At 61.2% G+C, this 20,462-nt stretch carries 23 protein-coding genes; 3 read left to right on the top strand and 20 right to left on the bottom strand.

The genetic code is table 11. From position 1 onward, the window contains the following. From ACL2XQ_RS26180 to ACL2XQ_RS26170, 3 genes are all read left to right on the top strand, one after another. Positions 1-456, top strand: coding sequence for a PTS sugar transporter subunit IIA (locus tag ACL2XQ_RS26180; protein WP_410012858.1), 456 nt, complete (start codon positions 1-3; stop codon positions 454-456). Between the two features lie 57 nt (positions 457-513). Then, positions 514-798, top strand: a complete 285-nt coding sequence (locus ACL2XQ_RS26175) for a DNA-binding protein (protein WP_413721759.1) — start codon at positions 514-516, stop codon at positions 796-798. Between the two features lie 165 nt (positions 799-963). Further along, positions 964-1,734 (top strand): hypothetical protein, encoded by a 771-nt coding sequence (locus ACL2XQ_RS26170; RefSeq protein WP_413729171.1) that lies wholly within the window; start codon positions 964-966, stop codon positions 1,732-1,734. On the opposite strand, the gene ACL2XQ_RS26165 is transcribed toward ACL2XQ_RS26170, so the two are convergent. The 20 genes from ACL2XQ_RS26165 to ACL2XQ_RS26070 form a co-directional block, all read right to left on the bottom strand. Continuing rightward, positions 1,715-2,947 carry a beta-ketoacyl-ACP synthase gene (locus ACL2XQ_RS26165; RefSeq protein ID WP_410012861.1) on the bottom strand — a complete coding sequence of 411 codons (1,233 nt, stop codon included), beginning with the start codon at positions 2,945-2,947 and terminating at the stop codon, positions 1,715-1,717. The two genes, ACL2XQ_RS26170 and ACL2XQ_RS26165, sit on opposite strands and share 20 nt — an antisense overlap. Continuing rightward, the gene (locus ACL2XQ_RS26160; RefSeq protein WP_413729172.1) at positions 2,944-3,675 is read right to left on the bottom strand and encodes a 3-ketoacyl-ACP reductase FabG2; all 732 of its coding nucleotides are present in this window, start codon (positions 3,673-3,675) and stop codon (positions 2,944-2,946) included. Before ACL2XQ_RS26160 ends, ACL2XQ_RS26165 begins: the two co-directional genes overlap by 4 nt. Positions 3,676-3,679: 4 nt before the next feature. Further along, the gene (locus tag ACL2XQ_RS26155; RefSeq protein WP_413723519.1) at positions 3,680-4,141 is read right to left on the bottom strand and encodes a 3-hydroxy-fatty acyl-ACP dehydratase; all 462 of its coding nucleotides are present in this window, start codon (positions 4,139-4,141) and stop codon (positions 3,680-3,682) included. 10 nt (positions 4,142-4,151) lie between these two features. Then, complete coding sequence (locus ACL2XQ_RS26150; protein ID WP_413721756.1) at positions 4,152-5,336, bottom strand: beta-ketoacyl-[acyl-carrier-protein] synthase family protein; 1,185 nt, start codon at positions 5,334-5,336, stop codon at positions 4,152-4,154. Between the two features lie 3 nt (positions 5,337-5,339). Then, positions 5,340-5,906: a DUF3261 domain-containing protein gene (locus ACL2XQ_RS26145; RefSeq protein WP_410012864.1), complete on the bottom strand. Its 567-nt coding sequence runs from the start codon at positions 5,904-5,906 to the stop codon at positions 5,340-5,342. Continuing rightward, entirely contained in the window at positions 5,906-8,236 is a 2,331-nt protein-coding gene (locus ACL2XQ_RS26140) for an MMPL family transporter (protein ID WP_413739862.1), read from the bottom strand. The genes ACL2XQ_RS26145 and ACL2XQ_RS26140 overlap by 1 nt, the downstream gene beginning before the upstream one ends. Continuing rightward, positions 8,208-8,819, bottom strand: a complete 612-nt coding sequence (locus ACL2XQ_RS26135) for a LolA family protein (RefSeq protein WP_410016675.1) — start codon at positions 8,817-8,819, stop codon at positions 8,208-8,210. Before ACL2XQ_RS26135 ends, ACL2XQ_RS26140 begins: the two co-directional genes overlap by 29 nt. After that, positions 8,819-9,238, bottom strand: coding sequence for an acyl-CoA thioesterase (locus tag ACL2XQ_RS26130; RefSeq protein ID WP_410016676.1), 420 nt, complete (start codon positions 9,236-9,238; stop codon positions 8,819-8,821). Before ACL2XQ_RS26130 ends, ACL2XQ_RS26135 begins: the two co-directional genes overlap by 1 nt. A gap of 4 nt (positions 9,239-9,242) precedes the next feature. Then, positions 9,243-10,982, bottom strand: coding sequence for a glycosyltransferase family 2 protein (locus ACL2XQ_RS26125; RefSeq protein WP_413731582.1), 1,740 nt, complete (start codon positions 10,980-10,982; stop codon positions 9,243-9,245). Further along, positions 10,973-12,724 carry an AMP-binding protein gene (locus tag ACL2XQ_RS26120; RefSeq protein WP_413739861.1) on the bottom strand — a complete coding sequence of 584 codons (1,752 nt, stop codon included), beginning with the start codon at positions 12,722-12,724 and terminating at the stop codon, positions 10,973-10,975. The genes ACL2XQ_RS26125 and ACL2XQ_RS26120 overlap by 10 nt, the downstream gene beginning before the upstream one ends. Before the next feature lie 5 nt (positions 12,725-12,729). Next, the gene (locus ACL2XQ_RS26115; RefSeq protein ID WP_410012868.1) at positions 12,730-13,326 is read right to left on the bottom strand and encodes a hypothetical protein; all 597 of its coding nucleotides are present in this window, start codon (positions 13,324-13,326) and stop codon (positions 12,730-12,732) included. 4 nt (positions 13,327-13,330) lie between these two features. Next, complete coding sequence (locus tag ACL2XQ_RS26110; RefSeq protein ID WP_410012869.1) at positions 13,331-13,576, bottom strand: acyl carrier protein; 246 nt, start codon at positions 13,574-13,576, stop codon at positions 13,331-13,333. Between the two features lie 39 nt (positions 13,577-13,615). Further along, positions 13,616-13,879, bottom strand: coding sequence for a phosphopantetheine-binding protein (locus tag ACL2XQ_RS26105; RefSeq protein WP_413731585.1), 264 nt, complete (start codon positions 13,877-13,879; stop codon positions 13,616-13,618). A gap of 18 nt (positions 13,880-13,897) precedes the next feature. Next, on the bottom strand, positions 13,898-14,701 hold the full coding sequence (locus ACL2XQ_RS26100) for a lysophospholipid acyltransferase family protein (RefSeq protein WP_413727451.1): 804 nt from the start codon (positions 14,699-14,701) through the stop codon (positions 13,898-13,900). Then, positions 14,701-15,423 (bottom strand): beta-ketoacyl synthase chain length factor, encoded by a 723-nt coding sequence (locus tag ACL2XQ_RS26095; protein WP_413727452.1) that lies wholly within the window; start codon positions 15,421-15,423, stop codon positions 14,701-14,703. The genes ACL2XQ_RS26100 and ACL2XQ_RS26095 overlap by 1 nt, the downstream gene beginning before the upstream one ends. Positions 15,424-15,695: 272 nt before the next feature. After that, the gene (locus tag ACL2XQ_RS26090; RefSeq protein ID WP_413739860.1) at positions 15,696-16,085 is read right to left on the bottom strand and encodes a hypothetical protein; all 390 of its coding nucleotides are present in this window, start codon (positions 16,083-16,085) and stop codon (positions 15,696-15,698) included. Positions 16,086-16,382: 297 nt separating this feature from the next. Then, the gene (locus ACL2XQ_RS26085; protein ID WP_410012874.1) at positions 16,383-17,312 is read right to left on the bottom strand and encodes a LacI family DNA-binding transcriptional regulator; all 930 of its coding nucleotides are present in this window, start codon (positions 17,310-17,312) and stop codon (positions 16,383-16,385) included. Continuing rightward, entirely contained in the window at positions 17,296-17,631 is a 336-nt protein-coding gene (locus ACL2XQ_RS26080; RefSeq protein WP_410012875.1) for a PTS lactose/cellobiose transporter subunit IIA, read from the bottom strand. Before ACL2XQ_RS26080 ends, ACL2XQ_RS26085 begins: the two co-directional genes overlap by 17 nt. Beyond that, positions 17,628-19,022, bottom strand: a complete 1,395-nt coding sequence (locus ACL2XQ_RS26075) for a glycoside hydrolase family 1 protein (protein WP_413739859.1) — start codon at positions 19,020-19,022, stop codon at positions 17,628-17,630. The genes ACL2XQ_RS26080 and ACL2XQ_RS26075 overlap by 4 nt, the downstream gene beginning before the upstream one ends. A 92-nt stretch (positions 19,023-19,114) precedes the next feature. Continuing rightward, positions 19,115-20,434 carry a PTS sugar transporter subunit IIC gene (locus tag ACL2XQ_RS26070; RefSeq protein WP_413739858.1) on the bottom strand — a complete coding sequence of 440 codons (1,320 nt, stop codon included), beginning with the start codon at positions 20,432-20,434 and terminating at the stop codon, positions 19,115-19,117. Positions 20,435-20,462: the final 28 nt, after the last annotated feature.

Below are 20,462 nucleotides of genomic sequence, written 5' to 3'. Positions count from 1 at the left end.
ATGATGTTCAGCGCCGAGCGCGTCTTCACCATTACCCAGCCGATAAGCCGTGATGAACTGCTGACCCTGATGGCGGACAGCCTGTACGCGGACGGCTTGGTCAAAGCAAGCTTTCGCCAGGGCGTGCTTGATCGGGAAGCGGTTTATCCCACCGGCATCGATATGGAGACGCACAGTATCGCCATACCCCATACCGAGTTTGAACATGTGCTCGCCACCGGCTTTGCCGTCGCGGTAAACCAGGCGGGGGTGGAGTTCCATCGCACCGATGAGCCACAAGCGGTGGTAAAACCGGCCGTCGTGGTGTTGATGGCCATCGATCCGTCGTGCGAAAAAGTGGCCATTATCCAATCCCTGTTTGCATTGCTGGGGGATATTGAGCAGGTTAACAAAATCGGCGGAAACTCGCCGGAGGGCATCGCGAAACTGTTCACTGAATCCATCACTACCCGTTAGAATGAAGCCGGAATCTCCCTACGCCTTCAGAGAAATGCGATGTTAAGAATAAGCCAGGTGATTGAGATAGCAATGGTCAGCCGCAAGACGGTTTATAACGCCATCAACAGCGGCCGCTTGAAATATCAGATGGTTAACCTGGATAACCGTCAGGTGCGCATGTTTCATGAACATGACGTGCTTGACGCGTTTCCCAAAGCCAACCGCACTTCGCTCGAAGTGCGGGCGCTGCAGCAGGAGATCGCCTCCCTGAAATTCGCCCTGGCGGAGCTGCAAAAGGCGGTGGAGGCCATGGATCCTTCCGTTCAGGTGGAGATGATCGCGGCAAAACCTAAAAAATAGGCGTCCGGTGTTCGCTTGCTGTCCCGGTTTGTTTGGTTTAAGCAATATTAAGCAAGGATCGTCAAATTATCATTGCATAAAAGTACATGTACAACCGCGTTGGTTTATCATTAAATGGGCCGGGAAAAGGTGCTTATATTTAATTTATCGTTACCAAGGAAGGTTATGTGGTATTTTTCGGCAACCAATATACGGCATGATATAAATAATGATTACCTTGATTATGCTGAGGAGGCCAATCAACCGCTTATATCCGAGGTAAACTCGATCAGTAATAGTCAAATATCTATAAATGCTAGCGCTACTAATATGCCCGTTCACAAGCCTTTTTTCCGGCGCGTAATGCAGCGCATGGCCGATATGCTGGCTTATGTCGGCAATTATTTTCATCATGGCGACCAACAGTGGTCTTTTGGCGCCACAAACAGTTCTCACCCCAAGATGGGCGCTATCGTACCATTACTTGATGAGCCGTCAATGGCAAGAGCTACCCTTATCATTAACGACCTTATGGTCCCTTTGCCGTCCCTGGGAGATAAACAACAGACAGTTGAAGAAAAGGTTTATTTTATCGGGATTGCCGTTATACGGCTGGCTGAATCGAAAGCGCAGAACTTAATTCATGGCCGCGCAAAGAAAAAGGCATGTGAAATAATAAATAAGGGTGATGACCATCCGGGCATCGGTATGCTGAGGCATATAGATAGCAGCTGCAAAGGGCAGAAAAGTTTTGCCGTGTCGCTGCTCGTTCTGGCCATGGAAATAGGCCGTATGGATTTGTCGTGTTCCGGTTCTAAAGAATATGGCGATTCACTGCATGCCATGGCCGTGTTATGGGGCTATATTCTTGCCAATGCCGCGACCGGCGGCACCAATGGAACGGGCATCGGCTTGGTGGATGAGCGCGCGGGCGGCGTCAGTGTGCCCAGCGTTTAATAATCAGTGAAGTATTAATACCGCCGAAGGCAAAGTTATTGGACTGGATATAACCGGTGTCGATGAGCCTGGGCTGGCCGGTGATATAGTCCAAATCGCCGCATTCCGGGTCCGGCTGGCGCAGGTTAAGCGTTGGGGCAAACCAGCCCTCGCGCATCATTTCCAGGCTCATCCAGGCTTCCAGCGCGCCGCAGGCCCCCAGCGTGTGGCCGAAATAGCTCTTCAGCGAGGATATCGGCGTGGTATTACCGAATAGCGCGGCGGTGGCGCGGCTCTCGGCAATGTCGCCGCGTTCCGTGGCGGTGCCGTGCGCGCTGATATAGCCGATGTCCCCGCTGGATACGCCGGCGTTTTGCAGCGCCTGCGCCATGCAGATTTGCATGGTGGACTGCTGCGGCTGGGTAATATGGCTGGCATCGCAGTTGGTGGCGAACCCCACCAGCTCGCCATAAATAGTGGCGCCCCTGGCCCGGGCAAAATCCAGCGCTTCCAATACCAGCGTGCCCGCGCCTTCGCCAATGACCAGTCCGTCCCGGTTGACATCAAAGGGGGCGGGTGTGAGCTTAGGCGCGTCGTTAAGCTGGCTGGTGGCAAACAGCGTATCGAAGGCCGCCGCCTCGGAAGGACAGAGTTCCTCGGCGCCGCCGGCCACCATGACCGTTTGGTAGCCATGCTTGATGGCTTCATAGGCATACCCGATGGCCTGGCTGCCGGAGGTGCAGGCGCTGGAGGTGGGGATTACCCGGCCGCGCAGGCCGAAGAACAATCCGGCATTGACCGCCGTGGTATGCGGCATCATCTGCACATAGGTGGTGCCGGTGATATTGTGGGTGTGTTTCTCCGTCAGCATGGTGGCGAAATCGCTGATGGGTTTGGTGCTGCCGGTGGACGAGCCGTAGGCAATGCCTGTTTCGCCGCCGGTCAGGATGGCATCATTCAGCAGCCCCGCCTGTTCCAGCGCCAGTTCGGTGGCCCGGGTCGCCAGCAGCGATACCCGGCCCATGGAGCGGATGCGCTTGCGGGTATAATGTTCGGGCAGCGCAAAGGCGGGCAGCGGGGCGGCCAGCAGGGTATTCAACCCGTCGAACTCGCGCCACTGCGGCATGGCGACCACGGCGTTTTCCAGGCGCTTAAGGCCTTGCGCCACCGCCTGCCAGCTTTCGCCAAAGGCGGTGACGCCGCCCATGCCGGTAATCACCACGCGGCGGTTCATAGCATGCCTCCGTTAATGGAGATGACCTGGCGTGTGATATAACCGGCTATGTCCGACATCAGGTAGCCGGCAAGTCCCGCCACTTCATCCGCCTGCCCCATGCGTTTCATCGGGATAAGGCCCATGGCCTGGTCCAGGGCGCGCGCGTCCAGGTCGATCATGCCGGTATCAATCAGCCCCGGCGCAATGCAGTTAACGGTGATATGCCGTTTCGCCAGCTCAACCGCCAGCGCCTTGGTGGCGCCGATAATGCCGGCCTTGGCCGCGCTGTAGTTGACCTGTCCCCGGTTGCCGATAAGACCGGATACCGAGGACAGGGTGATGATGCGCCCGCCGTCGCGCAGGCCGATCATCGGCATGATGCAGGGATGCAACACGTTATAGAAACTGTCGAGATTGGTATGCATTACACTGTCCCAATCCTCGCCGTCCAGCGCCGGGAAGGCGCCGTCGCGGGTCATGCCGGCATTGCTGACCACGCCGTAATACGCGCCGTGCCGGTCGATATCCGCCGTTATCGCCTGACGGCATGCGTCGCGGTCGGCGACATCAAAGGCGATAATCCGCCCCCGGCCGCCCTGCGCCGTTATCCGCAGCAGCGTTTCCTCCGCCCCTGCCCGGTCATGATGATAGTGAACGATTGCCGTAAAGCCGTCCCGCGCCAGCTGGCAGGCGATTGCGCGTCCTATTCCCTTACTGGCTCCCGTCACCAATACCGAGCGTGTCATCGTATTATTCCTGTAATAATGGGTTAATTTCATTTTCATCGGGCTGATAAGTATTCAGCCGCCCGGAAGCAAGGGTGTCGCCGGCGCACTCTATCCGGCATTCAAAGCTGCCGATACGCTCATCCCGCAGCAACAGGCTGATACTGATATCCAGCTCGCTGCCATGGGGGAATACCGGCCGGGCGCAGTGTAAGGCGCGCGCGCCCAATAGCAGTCCGGGACGGGGCGGCTCGCCGCGCTGCCGCCCATGCCAGCCGGACCAGACGCCGATGGTTTGCGCCATCATCTCCAGTGCGTACCAGGCGGGCAAATCGCCGTGCCTATTCAGAAAGGGACCCAGCACGCCTTCGCGGCCGACGGCGACCCGGCAGCGGGCATGCAGATCGTCGATAGCGCAGACGTGTTCGATCAGCACCATCGGCGTGTCGTGCGGCAGATAGTGCGCGGCGGGCAAGGCATCGGGCATGACGGGTGTTTCAGGCAACATGGCTTACCTCGTTATCGCCCAGAATAAGGCAGGTATTATTGCCGCCGAAGGCGAACGAGTTGGACATGATATAACGCCGGGCCAGGCGGGCGGGCGCGGTCAGCAGGCCGAACTCCGCCAGGCCGGGATCGAGGGTGGCGGCGGAGAAATCCTGCGGCGGCAGCGGCAGGGAGTCGGTCAGCAATAACCAGCCGAGCGCCGCCTCGATTGCCCCGGCGGCGCCCAGCGTATGGCCGGTCAGGTGTTTGGTTGAACTGCAGGGAACCTGTTGACCGAACAGACGGTGAATCACCAGCGCTTCGATGCGGTCGTTCAGCGGGGTGGCGGTACCGTGTAGATTAATGTAACCGATATCCGACGCCGCGAGATTGGCGTCCGCCAGGGCCATTTCAATGGCGCGGATCGCGCCGCTGCCTTCGGGATGGGGCGCTGACATATGCCAGGCGTCGGAGGATTCGCCGATGCCCCGCAGGGCAACGGCGCCCTGCGCCCGGGTCAGCAGCAGCAGCGCCGCGCCTTCGCCGATGCTGATGCCGTCGCGTTCGGCGCTGAACGGCCGGCAGCGTTCCGCGGATAACGATTCCAGGCTGTCGAACCCGTTGATCGGCATCCGGCTCAGGCTATCGGCGCCGCCGACGATGGCCGCGTCCGCCATGCCGGTTTCAATCAGCCGGCGTCCGCTGATAATCGCCCGCGCGCTGGAAGAGCAGGCGGTGGATAAGGTATAGGCCGGGCCCTCCAATTGCAGGAACGCGGCGAGAAAACGCGCCGGATCCCCTAATTCCTGCATCTGATAATAATATCCTGGCGATGTTTCCCCGCGCGCGGCGGCGGTAACCTGCCGATCGCATTCATCCAGGCCCGAGGTGCTGGTGCCCAGCACGATGGCCACGCGCTCCGCGCCGAAGGCGGCCACGGCGTCGTCCACCTGGGCGCGGATTTGCGCCAGCGCCCCCAGCAGCAGGCGATTATTACGGCTATCGTGGCGCTGAAGCCGGGCGGGTATCCGCGGCAGAGGGCCGGTAACCGCTCCCAGCCAGCAGGGACGCCCCCGCAATAGCCAGTCATGGCTCAGTTTCATCCCCGGCGCCACGCCGCGCGTAAGATTGGCGGCGATCTCCGCCATATCGTTACCCAGGGCATTTAGCATGCCGACCGCTGAAATTGAAATCATCGTTTAGTCGTCCAGATGTTGAATGGCGATCTGGTAATGGAAAACCAGGTTATGCAGCTCGACCGGCTGACGCCGGCCCGCAATTAACCCATAGCGTATCTCGGTTACGCTATGGCCGCCGGGATCCGCCAGCACCCGCCGGTCGGCCTGGTCCACCAGCGTCCAGCCTGGCGGCAGCACCTCGCGCCAGGCCGCGGCCGGCCAATAGCTTAGCATGATATCCGCCAAAACCTGGCTCGCCGGCGGCAGCTGCGGGAGCACCACCGATTGCTCGGTATGGATCCCCTGCCGGTCGTAGGCGACTTTAAACAGGCGGATACCGAGCGATGACAGCCCCACCAGGGTTAACCGCTGCCCATCGGCATTCAGCAGCACCAGCAGGGATTGCGCACCGTGTCCCGGTACTGTGGCGGTCAGTAACTGCTGTTCGCTGATGGCCGGTGTTATGCCGGGCTGCGGCAGCCTTACGGACACCCCGGGTTTTAGCCAGGCCGACGGCGCTTTCGGTCCGGCGGCGCAGGCGGCAAGCAGCAGGGCCGGCAGCAGCACCAGTGCGGATAATGCTTTCATCAATAATCCCCCCGCCCGGGCGGCAAAGCCAGCGGCGACAATAAAAAGGCGGTGAAAATACCGCTGCACAGAACGATGCCGAAGCTGGCGATGGCCTGGGTGTGGCTGAACACCAGCATGCCCAGGGTCAGGGAAGTGGTCATCACCGCCAGGGTCACCGCCAGCATCGACGTGGAGGGTGTGCCGCGCGGATTGGCGAAAAACAGCTGATAGTTGATGCCGATGCCCAGCACCAATACCAGCGCCAGCATGGAAAATAAATTCAGCGCATGGCCGCTTAACGCCAGCACCGACAGGCCCGCCCCCAGGGATAATAGCGTCGGGATCAGGCTTAGCAGGCCCTGCCGCCAGCCCTGGCGCGCGATAAAGCTCGCGGCAATCACCCCAATCGAGGCCAGCAGCAGCCAGCCGAGCTTATGCCGGTAGGCGGCGAACATCGCATCGAAGTCCGCCTTGCGATCCACCCAGCTGACGCCGGGCCGGGATTGGGCAAGGTGTCGCAGCGCCGCACTGTCGGTCACGCCGCTTACCGGGATCAGTACCGCGCTTTGCCCGTCGGCCAGGCTAAGCCATAACAGGCGCCAGCCTTCGCTGACCACGCTCGCCAGCCAGTCCGTGGGCGATACCGGCATCGGACTGAGATCGGGCGCCGCGGCGCCCACCCCGATTTGCCCCAGGCGCTCGACCGCCGCCGGCGCCGCCCGGGTCAGCAAGGCCAGATCCTCGCGCTGGCGCCGCTGCGACGACAACGGCGGCATCCGGTAGCCCGCCAGAATGCCCCGGCTTTGCGCCTGCGCCAGGGCCGGCGCCAGTTGCTCCATGCGCTGCAGCGTCTGCTCCGCGCTGGCGCCGGTAACCACCAACCATTTTTGATCCTGTTCCTGGCCGGAGAGCCGGGCGATGTCTTCTTCCTGCTGATGAATCTGCTGCGGCAGCGCCTGCAATTGGGCGATATCATCGTCAATCCGCAGTTGCAGCAGCCCGGCCAGGGTAAATACGGCCAGCGCCAGCGGCAGGCCGATGCGCAGGACCTTACGATGCCGCCAGGCGGACAGCCAGGCGCGGATAAGCGGCAACGCCGGGGTGGGCCGCACCGGCAAACGCCTGGTGAGCAGCGGGTACCAGCAGATCACCGTCAGGCAGGCGGCGCTCAGCCCGGCGGCGGCGAACACCGCCAGCTGACGCAGGCCGGGGAAGGGGGCCAGCACCATGATAAGGTAGGCCGCCACCGTGGTCGCCAGCGCCGCCGAAAGTGCCGGCAGTACCTTGCGCAGGCTGGCCATCGGTGTATTTTGCCGGCCGTGTACCAGGCGCTCGGTCAGGTAGTAGAGCGTGTAGTCGGCGGAAATGCCGACGATGCTGATGCTCATCATCAGCGTCATGACATGCAGCTCGCCAAAGAGCAGCAGGCAGGCCACGGTGCCCGCCAGCGCGCCGACGGCCACCGACAGGGCGCAGCATAGCAGGGGCAGCGGCGAACGGAATACCAGCCCGATCAGCAGCAGCACGCCGATGACCGTCGCCAGTCCCAGGGTGGAAATATCATGCCTGGCCTGCTGGCTGGCGTAGTCGCTGTAAAACAGCGTGCCGCGGGATAACAGCCGCGCGCCCGGCCAGCGCGTTTCCAATTGCTGGCGCAGTTGCGCCAGCCGCAGGGCCACCTGATGGGACGACTGCATATCATAGGAGGAGGCGGCCAGCTCTGCGTGGATCAGATACCATGCGGCGCCCTGCGGGTCCCGGCTCATCAGCCAGCCCTGGTCAAGGGTCAGGCGGCCGGCGGACTGTTGCAGCGCCAGCTGGGACCCGCGCACCAGCAGCAGCGGGTCGTGCTGCAGTTCCTGGCCGCCGACCCCGGCAAACGCGGAGTAAAGCTGGCCGGCAATCCAATCGGCCTGCGCGCCGCCGCCCTGTTGCAGCCGCGCGCGGGTCTGGTCGTCAATCATGGCGTTACGATGCTGGAAATAAAACCGGCCCCATTGCTGCTGCTGCTGTTCGGTCATCGGGCCTTTCACCGCGCCCATGCCGGGCAGGGCAGCCACCTGTTGCGCCCACCATTGCACCGGCGCCAATCCCTGCCCGTCGGCGGGACTGACCATCCAGACCAGCTGGCGGTCGAGGCGTTGCATAAAACCGTCGTACACCGCCGGCGGCAACGGGCCCATGGCCTGGCGCGGCAGCAACGCCAATACGCTGCTGTTAATCTGGCTGCGCGGCAGCAGCAGCGCCAACGCCAGCAACAGCCCCAGGCAGATCAGCAGCCAGGCCGCCGCCGCGCGCAGGTAGAATTTACTGAAGGATTCACTGCTCAAAGCGCTGCTGCTCGTCATGGCTCAGTACCCCGGGCTGCGTGCGCTGCCGGCTGAAGGTAATGGCGGTGCTGTCTCCCTGCTTATCCTCCAGCAGGATATGATCAAGATAGGTTTGGCCGGTAAGCGTGATGGCCGTGAAGAGCTTATCCAGCGGTGAAGTCTTTGGCACCAGCACCAGTTGCCAGTTTTCCTGGCCTTTATCGGTGAATTGCAGGGTAAAGTTTTGCTCCAGCACCGCGCGGTCGGCCTGGAACAGGGCGCGCAGCAGATGATTAAAGCGGAACATCTGCGGATTACCGGCGGCGGTGACCACCTCAGGCGGCTGGTTGCCGGTGATTTGCACCATTTTGCTGTCGTTGAGGATCAGGGTTAGCAGAAACGGCTGCTGCTGCTGCCACCACAGACCGTTTTGCCGGGCGATAAGCAGCTCGCCCGATGAGCGCAGCGGGCGGGCGATGCCGCTGATGCTGCGCTGCTGATCAAAATGCGCGCGCACCACCGGCTGCCCGGCGAAACGCTGCTGCAGCGCATCAAGCGTAACCGCCCGGGCGTTGACGGCGGCAAGGCAGCAAAGCAGCAGGCCCGGCAACAGCTTTTTCATCATACTATCCCCATGCGTTGCAACAGTGCCTGCGGGCTGACAAAACAGAGCTCGCGGCTGTGGCGCTCCACCGCCACCTGGATGGTGTAGCCGGTGGTGGTTTTATTACCGCTCGGCCGGTCGAAAATGCTATAGCCGATGCGCAGGCGGTTCTCGTATTCCTCAATGCGCGCCTGAACGCGGATGGATTGCTCAAAGGTCAGCGGCGCGCGGTATTTGACGCGCGCATCCACTACCGGCCACAGATAACCGGAAGCTTCCATCTGCCGGTAGCCGTAATCGAACTGATTAAGCAGCGCCTCGCGCGCGATCTCCATATACCGCAAATAGTGGCCGTGCCAAACGACGCCCATGGCGTCGACATCATGAAACGGAACGGTTATCTCTATTTCCGCGCTAAACCGCGGATCGGTTAACAGCATATCAGGCCTCGGGTGGCTGCGGCGCCTGCTCGTCGGGCAGGCGCCAGAAATCAAAAAAATTAAACCAGTCGAGCGGCGAGCGCAGGCAGTAGTGCTGCAACCGCCCCGCATACCTGTCGACGGTTTGCTGCAGCGCCTGCTGCCGCTGCTGGCGCGGCAGTTCGAGCCGGTCGGCGAAATGTTCGTAATAAATACGTAGCTTGCCCTGCTCTTTCAGGGCAAACATTAGGGCTACAGGGCAGCGCAGGGCCGCCGCCAGCACAAACGGGCCTTGGGGGAACGGCGCGGGCCGGCCGAGGAATTCACTCCATATTACCCGGCGTCCGGCGCCCCGTTGCTGCGCCTGTACCGGCGTGCGATCGCCGACGATGGCCACCCATTCCCCCAGATCCAGCTTCTCGCGCAGCAGGATGGCGGTTTCCGGCCCGATATCCGTCACCGGGATCAGGTTGATGCCCGCATCCGGGTTGATCTGTTCCAGCAGCCTCCTGAAACGCTGCGCGTGGGCGCTGAATACCAGCGCGTTGATCCTGACCCGGCCGCCGCCCTGCGCCAGGGCGCGGCAGACTTCAATATCGCCCAGGTGGGAGGCCAGGATCAGCAGGCCGCGCTGGCGGTCGATATCCGGCTGCGCCGGGGACTGTTCGGCAAAATCAATCTGCTCCCCGAGCCTGATATCGCCTTGCCAGCCGGCCAGCTTATCCAGCATCGCGTCGCCGAAGCGCATAAAATGGCGAAAACTGGACAAGCGGCCCGGCAGCTCAATACCCTGGAGGGCGGCGGTCTGTCTCAGCCGGTGCAAATACTGCCCGGACGCGCGGCGCTGGGCCCGGCCGGTGAGCCAAAAATAACCGATAACCGGATAGAGCAAGGCGTTAAATAGCCTGCGGCCGCCGCAACGGTAGGCGGCCAGCATAAAACGCATACCCATGGCGCCGTGCCGCTCGGCCATGCCGGACCAATGCAGGGACGGCGGGCGCCGCCGCCAGTTGCGCCGCAACAGCGCGGGAATACGCGGCAACATGCCGAAAAACAGCCGGGTATGCATCCAGGAAATGCGGCAGTTATCGCGCAGCCCGTCAAAATGGGATAATCCGTCCACGGGGTAGATGACCCGGGTCGGCACAAACAGGCTCTCGTTGCCCTGCCAATAAAGGCGGACCATCACCTCGGTATCGAAGTCCATGCGCGCGCCAAGCGTAACCCGCCGGCCAAGCGACAGGGTGGCGGCGATGGGATAGACGCGAAAGCCGCACATGCTGTCTTGCAGCGACAGCGACAGCGTTTCGATCCATACCCAGACATGGGTAATATAGCGGCCATACAGCCTGGCGCGCGGCACCGAATCATCGTATACCGGCCGGCCGGAAATCAGCTTATCCGGCGCGGCGGCGGCGGCGCGCAGCAGCAGGGGGATGTCCTCCAACTGATGCTGGCCGTCGGCGTCCACCTGCAGCGCATGGGTATAACCGGCCGCCGCCGCGGCGGCAAGTCCCGTCATTACCGCCCGGCCCTTACCCTGGTTTGCCGCCAGGCGCAGCAGGGTGATGCCGTCTTGCCCGGCGCAAAGCCGCTCAAGAATGTTCCGGGTAGGGGCGCCGCTGCCGTCGTCGATAATAAAGCAGTGCAGGCCGTAGGGCCGCAGGCGCGTCAGTACCCCGGTCAGCATGGGACCATGGTTGAAACAGGGGATGATGACACAGGTCGTCGGCTCCGCGGCGCGGGCATCGGTCAGGGACATAGCATTATTTTCCCGCTGCTGACCGTGGGCCCGTCCTTGAGATCGGCATCGCAAAGCGTATAGCGAAAGCGTAATAACCGGTGCGGCGCCTGCCACTCCAGATGCAGGCGCAGCGTTTGGCCCGGTTTAACCGGAAGCTGGAACTTAACGTTCTCAATGCCGCTGAACTGAACGGCGGGCGCCGGCTGATCGCCGCCCGGCGCTTCACGCGCCAGCAGCTCCCGGAAATAGTGCAGCGCCCAATCTACCTGCGCCACCCCCGGTAATATCGGCCGTGCGGGAAAATGGCCGCGAAACCAGAACAGAGCCGGATCCAGCCGCAGCAGCAGTTCGGCCCGGTTCCAGTCCGGCGTCAGGCGGGAAATCTCAGTGGGAAGCATAATAAAAAACAACTCCTTGAGCCGATCCCAGTCGTATTTGCCTCGCGCCGTACGCGGCAGCGCGCCGGCCACGCGCCAGTAACGCGGCACGGCCACCGGTTCGAGCCAGGCGCCGAGCGCGCGCCGGTATTGCCGCACCAGCGCCGGCAGGGAGCCTGCGGCCAGGCGTTCTTTTCCCGCCGGCGACAGCACTATCACCGCGCCGAGGGTGTGGCGGCCGTGCCTGGTCAGCGGCAGCGCCACCGCCTCGGCGATATCCGGCAGCGCGTTCAGGCGCTGCTCGATGTCGGCCAGCGACAGCCGCTTTTCTTCGATATTGACCACCCGATCGTCGCGTCCCGCCAGGGAAAACTGACGGCCATCTTCGCCGAATACCAGCCGATCGTCCAGTAATTGCCCTTCAGGCCCGGCTATCAGCGCCGAAGTCGCTCTGATCCCGCCCGCGGCGGCATGAAATTCAACGCCGTCGAACGGTTGCCATAAATCAGTCTCGCCAAAGCGGCGCCGCCAGGCCAGAATTCCGGTTTCGGTGGCGCCGTAAATATCGGTCACCGCGGCCGACAGCCATTGACCGGCGGCCCGTGCGTCGGGCCAGGACAGCGGCCCGCCGGCGGAAAATAGCGCAATACAGCGCGGCGCGGGCAGCCGGGGGTCGATGCGCGCCAGAAAGGCCGGACTGCTGATAAACAGCACCGGGTGCCCGGCGCACTGGCGGATAAATTGTTCCGGATAACGCGCGATTTCCAGGGTAAAGGGCAGGCCCAGGCTCATCGGTAGAAAAAGGGCGAAGGTCAGTCCGTATAAATGCTGATGGGTAACGCTTGAGATCACCCGGCACCCGGCAAGCGTATCCCCCCCCGCCTGGTCGCGCGTCAGCGCCGCCAGCCAGCGGGATTCGGTTTCCATGGCGCGCAGCGTTTTGGTCACCTCTTTCGGCCGGCCGGTGGAGCCGGAGGTGAACAGTACCAGACGGGCGTCTTCCGCCAGCGGCGGCAGGGGCAGGGCGGCGGGCTGTTGATGCTGCCGGGGGTCAAGCAGCGGGCAGTCCAGGGCCAGCGGCAGGGTGCTGATGACGCCGTCGAATAAATGCCGTTGCTCCGCCAGCAGCGCCTGCCGGTTATGGCCGGGAATGACCGGCGTTTTGCCGCTATGCCAAAGCGCGAGCAGCGCCACCAGGAAGCCGTAGGCATCGTCGAAGCACAGCGCCCACCGAGTGCCGCCGGCATCGGCCAGGGCATGCCATAATACCGTGACGTCATGGCGCAATTGCCCCAGGTCGAGGCATCGATCGCCCTGCCAGGCGACAGGCGTGGCATCGGGGCGCTCCCGGCTCAGCCAGCGCGCGGGAGGGAAAAATGGCAAAGGCGCTAGCCGGCTTGTGTCCGTTTCCTGATTATCCATTCCGTTCCCATCAGCAGCCCCATCAGCAGATAACTGATGACGCCGTTATACAGCGCCCATAAGGACATATTCCCGTACAGGCAGGTAAACAGCGCCACGCCGCCGTTAATCATAAAAAACAGGCACCAGGCCTGGGTCACCCGCCGTGTATAGGCTATCGCCCGCGGCGGCAGACGGGGTCGCCGCAGCCGGGCCAGACGTTCCACCACGCTGGCCCGGCTGAGCAGCGATGCGCCAAACAGCAGCAGCATCAATAGGTTCATCATCACCGGATACCAGAGCAGTAAATGATGGCTTCGCAGCAGCCAACTGGCCGCGCACAGCAGAATGCCGAACAGCGCCAGCGCTTTGGCCAGCCAGTCCAGCGCCGGCAGCAGGCCCCGCAGCACCAGCAGACGCAGCAGGAAAACGGCGGCCAGCGCCAGCGCCGTCAGGCCGGGTCGCCCATGGGCGCTGCCGTACCACACGGCGAACGGATACAGTATCATCCCCCCCAGGCTGAACAGGCGGGCCGCCCCGAGCGCCAGGAAGCGGGCCGGGACAGCCGCGCAACGGGCAGTCACGGCGTTATTCCGCCAGCAGTATGGCCACCGCATCCACCACATCCTGCACCGTGCGTACGGATTTAAATGCCTCGGGCTTGATTTTCCTGCCGGTTTTTTTCTGCAAATGCACCACCATATCCACGGCGTCGATGCTGTCGAGATCCAAATCCTCATACAGGCGCGCCTGTGGCGTGATAAGTGCCGGGTCGATTTCAAATAATGCGATCAGCAGTTGCGTCACGTCTTGGTAAATTGCGTGTTTATCCATCTTTGGACCTGTTTTTATAAGCACTGCTTTGAAGAATACTTATCCGGCGGCGCGTTGCGACTGAATAAACGCCGCCAAGGTAGCCACCGAAAAAAAGTGCCTGCGTATTTCCTGGTTTTCCGCCGAAAGTACGACGTTATAACGGTTTTTTACCGCCAGCCCCAATTCCAGGGCGTCGATAGAGTCCAAGCCCAGCCCATCGCCAAACAGCGGTGCGTCGGTGTCGATGTCGTCCCTGCCGATCCCTTCCAGATTCAGGGTGTCGATTATCAACTGTTTAATTTCCTGGTTAAGCTGTTCCATGATGTTATCTCAAAAAATTTAGCTATGTTCCGGTGCCAGGATCCCGGCCAAATGCCGGGTCAGACGCCGCGCCGCCAGCGCGGGCGACGGGTCCCCACCGGCAAAAAAATCACCGGCGGAAAACCGCGTCTTGACCTCAACGGTGAACAGCGGCTTGGTCCGCGGGATCTGGTACCACTTGCTGCCCTTGCTGAGAAACAGCTGGCTGCAGTGGATATGGACAATACGGATATCGCATGCGCTGCGCACCGCCAGGTTCGCCGCCCCGCGGTGCAGCTTCATCGGTACGCCGGGGCGCGATCGCGTTCCTTCCGGAAAAATCAGCAGGCTGCTCCCCGCGTGCAGCCGTTTACTGCTTTCCATGAGCAGCAGCTCCGCCTGCGTATTAATCAGGTAATCCGCCGCCCTGATGGCCCCGCGGACATAAATGTTATCCAATAGCGCCCGCTTGACGATGCAATCGCATTGCGGCATGACCGAGGCCAGCAGTACGTAATCAAGCAGCGTCGGATGATTCGCCAGTACCAGGTTACCGCTATCTTCGCGCAACAGATGCGCGCCGTGGATATGGTAATCCAGAACGCCCAGCCGTCGCGTGACCCCGAGGAATAACCGGAAGCTGCCGGAAATGACCGCGCGCGCGCGGCGGGTGCGCGCATGCGGATCTTTTTGCCGCAGGCACAGGATATGAAACCACGCCGTCAGCAGCAATCCGCCGATTCCGAATAAAGCGAAGCAACAGCCGGTCATCAGCATGCGCCAGACAAACTTCAGTTGATTATCGGGCCGGCGGACGGCGGGTGTGGCCACGCGGGTGCTCATTAACAACTCCAGTGCCAGCTCAGGCGCTCGCTGGTCAGGGTAAACGCCGGCGCGCCGCTTAACCAGCCGTGCAGGAAAGCCAGGCTTTGCGGCAGCATGCCGGGAGAAATGGGCTTATCCAGGCGCTGCGATCGGCAGCGCAGCGTAGCGCCCGGCGTCAGCAACAGCGCCACTGCATAAGGATAATCCGGGGTCTGTTCCGCCAGGTACGGGCGGTAGAATGCCGGGATGGTATTATCGAAATCCACCAGCAGCACCCGCTGATAACCGCTGTGCAAAAATAGCTGCGCTTCAACCAGGCCCTGCTGGAAACTGTCTTCCCCGGCGGAAAGAGAGGCGGATGCCAGCGGCGCCTTCGCCACTATCGTCAGGCTGCCGACGGCGGCATTGTGTACCGACATGGCGAAATCGGTGGGAGACGGCGGCGTGAGCCCCGCCAGCGCCTCGAGTATACGCTGGTTGCGCTCCAGCTCGCCGTGACGGCTGGAAAAAATTACCGCATCGGGCTGATGGCGCTGCAACAACGCCAGGCCGTTGTCTACCGCCAGCCGGCTGCCCGCGCTCAGGCGCCGGGCCGTCATCATCGGCAGGTGAGGGCAGTCCGGCAGCGGCGCATCGCGGGCGATAAGCGGCGCGGCAACGCTCCAGCGCCGCCAGTCGTCCCGCCCGGACAAGCCGGGCGCCGAGGCCTGCCAGTCAAGGATGTTTAACGATATTTGCATATAATCTCACTGGCATCACCCTTTCAGGTCTCTTATCTATCATAGCCGATACGTTGATGCCACGTTTACATTTGTTTACAATGCATAAATGCGCCGTTGGCCGCCAACCCGCGCATGCCGACGGCAGGATAGCATGGCTGTTTGGCGCAATCCGGCCGCTCCGGCGAGAATTAGCCGGACTGTCGGGCAGCTTGCCGTGATGAGAAACCAGGAAAGGTCAAGGCCTGCAAAAATGGCCGGTTATAGACCGGCCCTGAAATCACTGGCTTGACTTATTGCGCGGTTGCGGACAATTTTAACTGGATATCCTTATCGAGATTATTTATCCAGTTATTATAATTGCGGTGAATATGGCCTTTGCCGTCTGCCAACAGATTTTTACTGGCAATATAATTGATCTTATAACCGGTAGCGCTGTAGACGATTTGAATATCGGCCTGATGGCCGCGCAGGTCAAACCGGCCGTTAATGATACCGGGCTGGACCGGGGTCATTTTCCATTGCCGCGCCAGGCCCGCTTGTAAAATAGCGTTTTTTACCCGATCGTCGGAATAGTGGGCCGCCAGCGGGGTATTGACGTTGGCGATGGCGGCAGTGCGGGCGCAGCCGGCCAGGGCGAGAATGCACACAAAAAAAACAACGGCCGGTTTTAAAAGATTCATTTTCTACATTTCCCTGTAAATGATTTAAGTATTAATGGTGTCGGTAAAATTTCTTTAGGTCAGTTTATTAGACTAATAAAAAAATTAACGTGCTGATGGAAAGCCGCTAAAGAAATAGTTTTATCCTGATGATGTCCGCTGCGGTGTAAACATCATAAACAACCGGGCCGGGGATGTAAATATCGCTATGCAGGGGTGAAGGACCGCCCGCAATTAACAGTTATCATTTACAGGTACGGGTATGTTTAATAACGAGGTGATAACCGATGCAGGCCCGCCGCCGCCGGCGCGGGCGTTTTATCCGGCCACCAGATCGCCGCGGATCACCAGCGGGCCGCGGCCGTCGGCATCGGTTATCATCGCCAGCGCCTGTTCCGCCAGTTTTTCCAGGGGGTATTCAATGGCCGGCAGCGGCCGCAGGGATCCGGGCAGGGGCGTGGCGCCATCCAGGCTGATGATGGCCAATTGCTCCGGTACGTCGCGCCGGTAGGCGTGCAGTACCGAGATGGCCTCCTGGGCGTCGGCCTGGTTCATGACGACCAGCCCGTTGAACGGGGTGCCGCTGTTAATCAGCGCCTGGAGCGCCGCGCGTGGCGAGGGCGCGCGGCAGGCGACCAACCGGCGGTTATAGGGCACCAGATGGTATTCGAGCCCCTGGCGGTAGCCGTGCAGCACGTTTTCCGCGGTTTCGCCGTCGGGGTAGTTCAGCAGCGCCAGCTGGCGGCGGCCGTGGCTTATCAGGTACTGGCAGGCGGTTTCGGCGGCAAAGGCGTGATCGAAGCTGATGCTGAGCGCGCCCGGCGCGTTCAGGCAGTCGATTAGCACCACGCTGCCGTCCAATGGCGGCAGTTCGAAACGCGCGCCGATAACAATCATGGCATCGCATAACCCCCGTCCCAGCGACGATACGGCGCTCTCGACGCCGGCGGCGCTATCGGCAAAGCGCAGCAGCAGATGCTTGTTATGGCGGCGGAACTGTTTTTCCAGCGCCGGCAGGTAATTCACCGCATGCTGCATGGACTCCATCGCGCAGATGACCCCCACGCAACCGGTGGACTGGGCGCTTAGGGACTGGGCAATCAGGTTGGGCTGGTAGTTCAGCGCCTGGGCGGCCTTCAGCACCGCCTGGCGGCTCTCTTCCCTGACGCCGCGATTACCGCTGAGCACACGGGATACCGTGGCTTTTGATACCCGCGCCAAACGGGAAACATCATTTATGGTCGCCATAATCCTGCTGTGCTTGTTGCCGTTGATAAAGTATCACCATCTCATTAATCAATTCCCGCGCCAAGATGGCATTCATTAAATGATCCTGCGCATGCACCAAAATCAGGGTCATGGGGATTTTGCCTTCGCCCTGGTCCGCGCCGATAAGGCCGGTCTGGAGGCGATGGGCGGCTTTGATAAAGTTATCCGCGTCCGCCAGCAGCATCCCGGCGCGGTCGACATCGCCGTCGCGGGCGCAGGCCAGCGCCGTCATGCACAGGCTGCGGGCTTCGCCGGCGTTGACCAGCAGGGTCATTATCGTGGTTTCCATATCTATCATGTACTTTCTCCGTCAAAGCCGTGATTGCGCGCCACGCCGGCAAACCAGCGGCCGCTTTTTTTCACCGTGCGTCGCTGCGTGGCGAGGTCGAGCTGCACCAGGCCGTAACGGTTTTTATAGGCGTTGCTCCAGGACCAGTTATCGATAAAGGTCCACATATGATAACCGAGGCAGCGGCTGCCCTCCGCCAGCGCGCGGTGTACCCAGATAAGATGTTCGCGTACGAAATCGATGCGATAGTCATCCTCGATCCTGCCGTTTTGCATAAAACGCAGTTCATCCTCTACGCCCATGCCGTTTTCGGAAATAAAACAGCGCGGGTTATGATAGTTTTCCCGCAGGTTGGTGAGAATATCGTAGACGCCGCGCTCGTAGATTTCCCAGCCGCGCCAGGGATTCATTTTACGCCCGGGCATCTGGTAATGATCGAACAGCCATTCGGGCATAAACGGGCTGTCGGGGTTGACCTGGTTCATCCGGCACTGCACCCGGCGCGGCTGGTAATAATTGATGCCGAGCAGGTCCACGATGCCCGCGGCCAGCAGCTCGTCGTCGCCGGGACGGCAGGCCGGCAGTTGATCGTAACGCGCCAGCAGCGCGATCAGCTCCTGCGGATAATGCCCGCGCAGCGCCGGGTCGAGGAAGCTGCGGTTAAACAGCAGATCGGCGTTATTCGCCGCCGCCAGATCCGCCGGGTGCTGCGAGCGGGGATAGGAGGGGGTCAGGTTGAGGATAATGCCGATGTCGCCGTCCCGGCCGTCCTGGCGAAAACGCCGTACCGCCGCGGCGTGCGCCAGCATGGTGTGATAGGCCACAGTGGCGGCGCGTTTGAAATCCACCACGTTGGGATAGTGGAAATCATATAAATACCCCCCTTCCACCGGCACGATCGGTTCGTTAAAGGTAAACCAGCGCCTGACCCGATCGCCGAACAGGGCAAAACACCGGGCGGCATAATCGGCATAGGCGTCCACCACCTGGCGGTTTTCAAAGCCGCCCAGCGCCTGCATGCTCATCGGCATATCGAAATGGAACAGGTTAATAAAGGGCGTAATGCCCTGCGCCAGCAGTTCGTCGATAACCTGGTTGTAAAACGCCACCGCCTGCGGATTGCAGTCGCCCCGGCCGTCCGGGATCAGCCGCGCCCAGGATATCGAGGTGCGAAAGCTGTTATGGCCGGTTTGTTTGAGCAGGGCGATATCGTCGCGCCAGTGGCGGTAAAAGGTCGAGGTATCCCCCGGCCCGACCCGTTGGAAAAAACGTTCGGGCTGCAAGGCATACCAGTGGTCCCAGACGGTGGCGGCTTTGCCGTGGCCCAGGCTCTCCCCCTCGGTTTGCGGCGCCGAGCTGGCGCTGCCCCACCAAAAATCATCCGGAAATTGATACTGCATAAAAAGGTCTCCATGTTATGCCGGCGGCATCGGGCGTCTTGCCTGCTCCCTTCCCGCCGGCTGGATCTGCCGGGGTTTATGGCGTCACGCCGTCACGAATCCAGCGCCATGCGCGCGTCCGCGGCCAGGCTCTCGTCCTGTTTTCTCAGCAGCGCGCGTTCGTAGGCTTTCAGGAACGGGTAGTACATTACCGCCGACATCACCATACAAAACAGGCACATGATCACCGGGCTCAGGGTCCAGTTGGCGGCCCAGGACGCGCCGATGGGCGCCGGGGTCGTCCAGGGGGTCAGCTGTACCACCTGCGCGACCCAGCCCAGTCTGGTGGCGGTCCAGGCGAAGGTGGCGTTAATCATCGGCACCAGGGTAAACGGGAGGAACATCACCGGGTTCATGATAATCGGCGTGCCGAACAAAATGGGTTCGTTGATATTAAAGAAGCTCGGCACCACGCCCATGCGTCCGATGGTGCGCAGATGGACCGAACGGCTGACCAGCAGCAGGAACGCCAGCGGCAGGGTGGACCCGACGCCGCCTATCAGCAGGTAATGATCCCAGAACCCCTGCAGGTAGATATGCGGCAAGGGGGTGCCCGCGGCCAGGGCGCTTTGGTTCAGCGCCAGGTTGGTCATCCAGAAGGGATTCATGATGCCGGTGACGATCAGCGCGCCGTGGATACCGGCAAACCACAGGATCTGGCATACCAGCACCGACAGCAGCATGGCGGGCAGCGAGTCCGACGCGGACACCAGCGGCGCCAGCAGCTGCATAATGGCTTCGGGAATGATCATGCCGGTGAAATGCGCCACCAGCAGGTTCAGCGGATGCAGGGTGGCGACGATGACCACCACCGGGATCAGGATTTCAAACGAGCGCGCCACGCCGGTCGGCACCTCTTTCGGCAGCCGGATGGTGACATGGCGGCGTTTTAGCCAGGCGTACATTTCGCTGGCGTAAATGGCGGCAAGAATGGCGGTAAAAATGCCCTGGCCGGAGAAATAGGCCACCGAAATCTGTTTGTCGTGATAGGGAGCGGCCACCAGCAGGAAGGCCATAAAAGACAGCAGGCCGGTCATGATGGGGTCAAGCTTATCATGCTTGCCGAGACTGGCGCCGATGCCCACCGAGATAAAAAACGTCATCACGCCCATGCTGAGATTAAACGGCAGCATCAGCTGGTTGCGATAGCGCACGGAAAAATCCAGCCAGCCGCGGGCGAAACGCCACTGGGTATCGGGTGAAAACGGCGGAAAAATAAACACCAGCATAAACGAGCCGATAATCATAAACGGCAGCGCGGCCAGAAAGCCGTCGCGGATGGCGATAATGTGTTTTTGCTGGCCGACGCGACCGGCCATGGGGGTGATATAACGCTCAATGACCTCGACCATAGCTTGGTAAAGAGTACTCATGGTGTCGTCCTGTTTTGATTATGCGCGG

Source organism: Sodalis sp. RH14, from assembly GCF_047324285.1.
GTDB lineage: Bacteria > Pseudomonadota > Gammaproteobacteria > Enterobacterales > Enterobacteriaceae > Acerihabitans.
The sequence above is the reverse complement of the archived record's forward strand: the minus strand, read 5'-3'. Positions and strand labels throughout refer to the sequence as shown.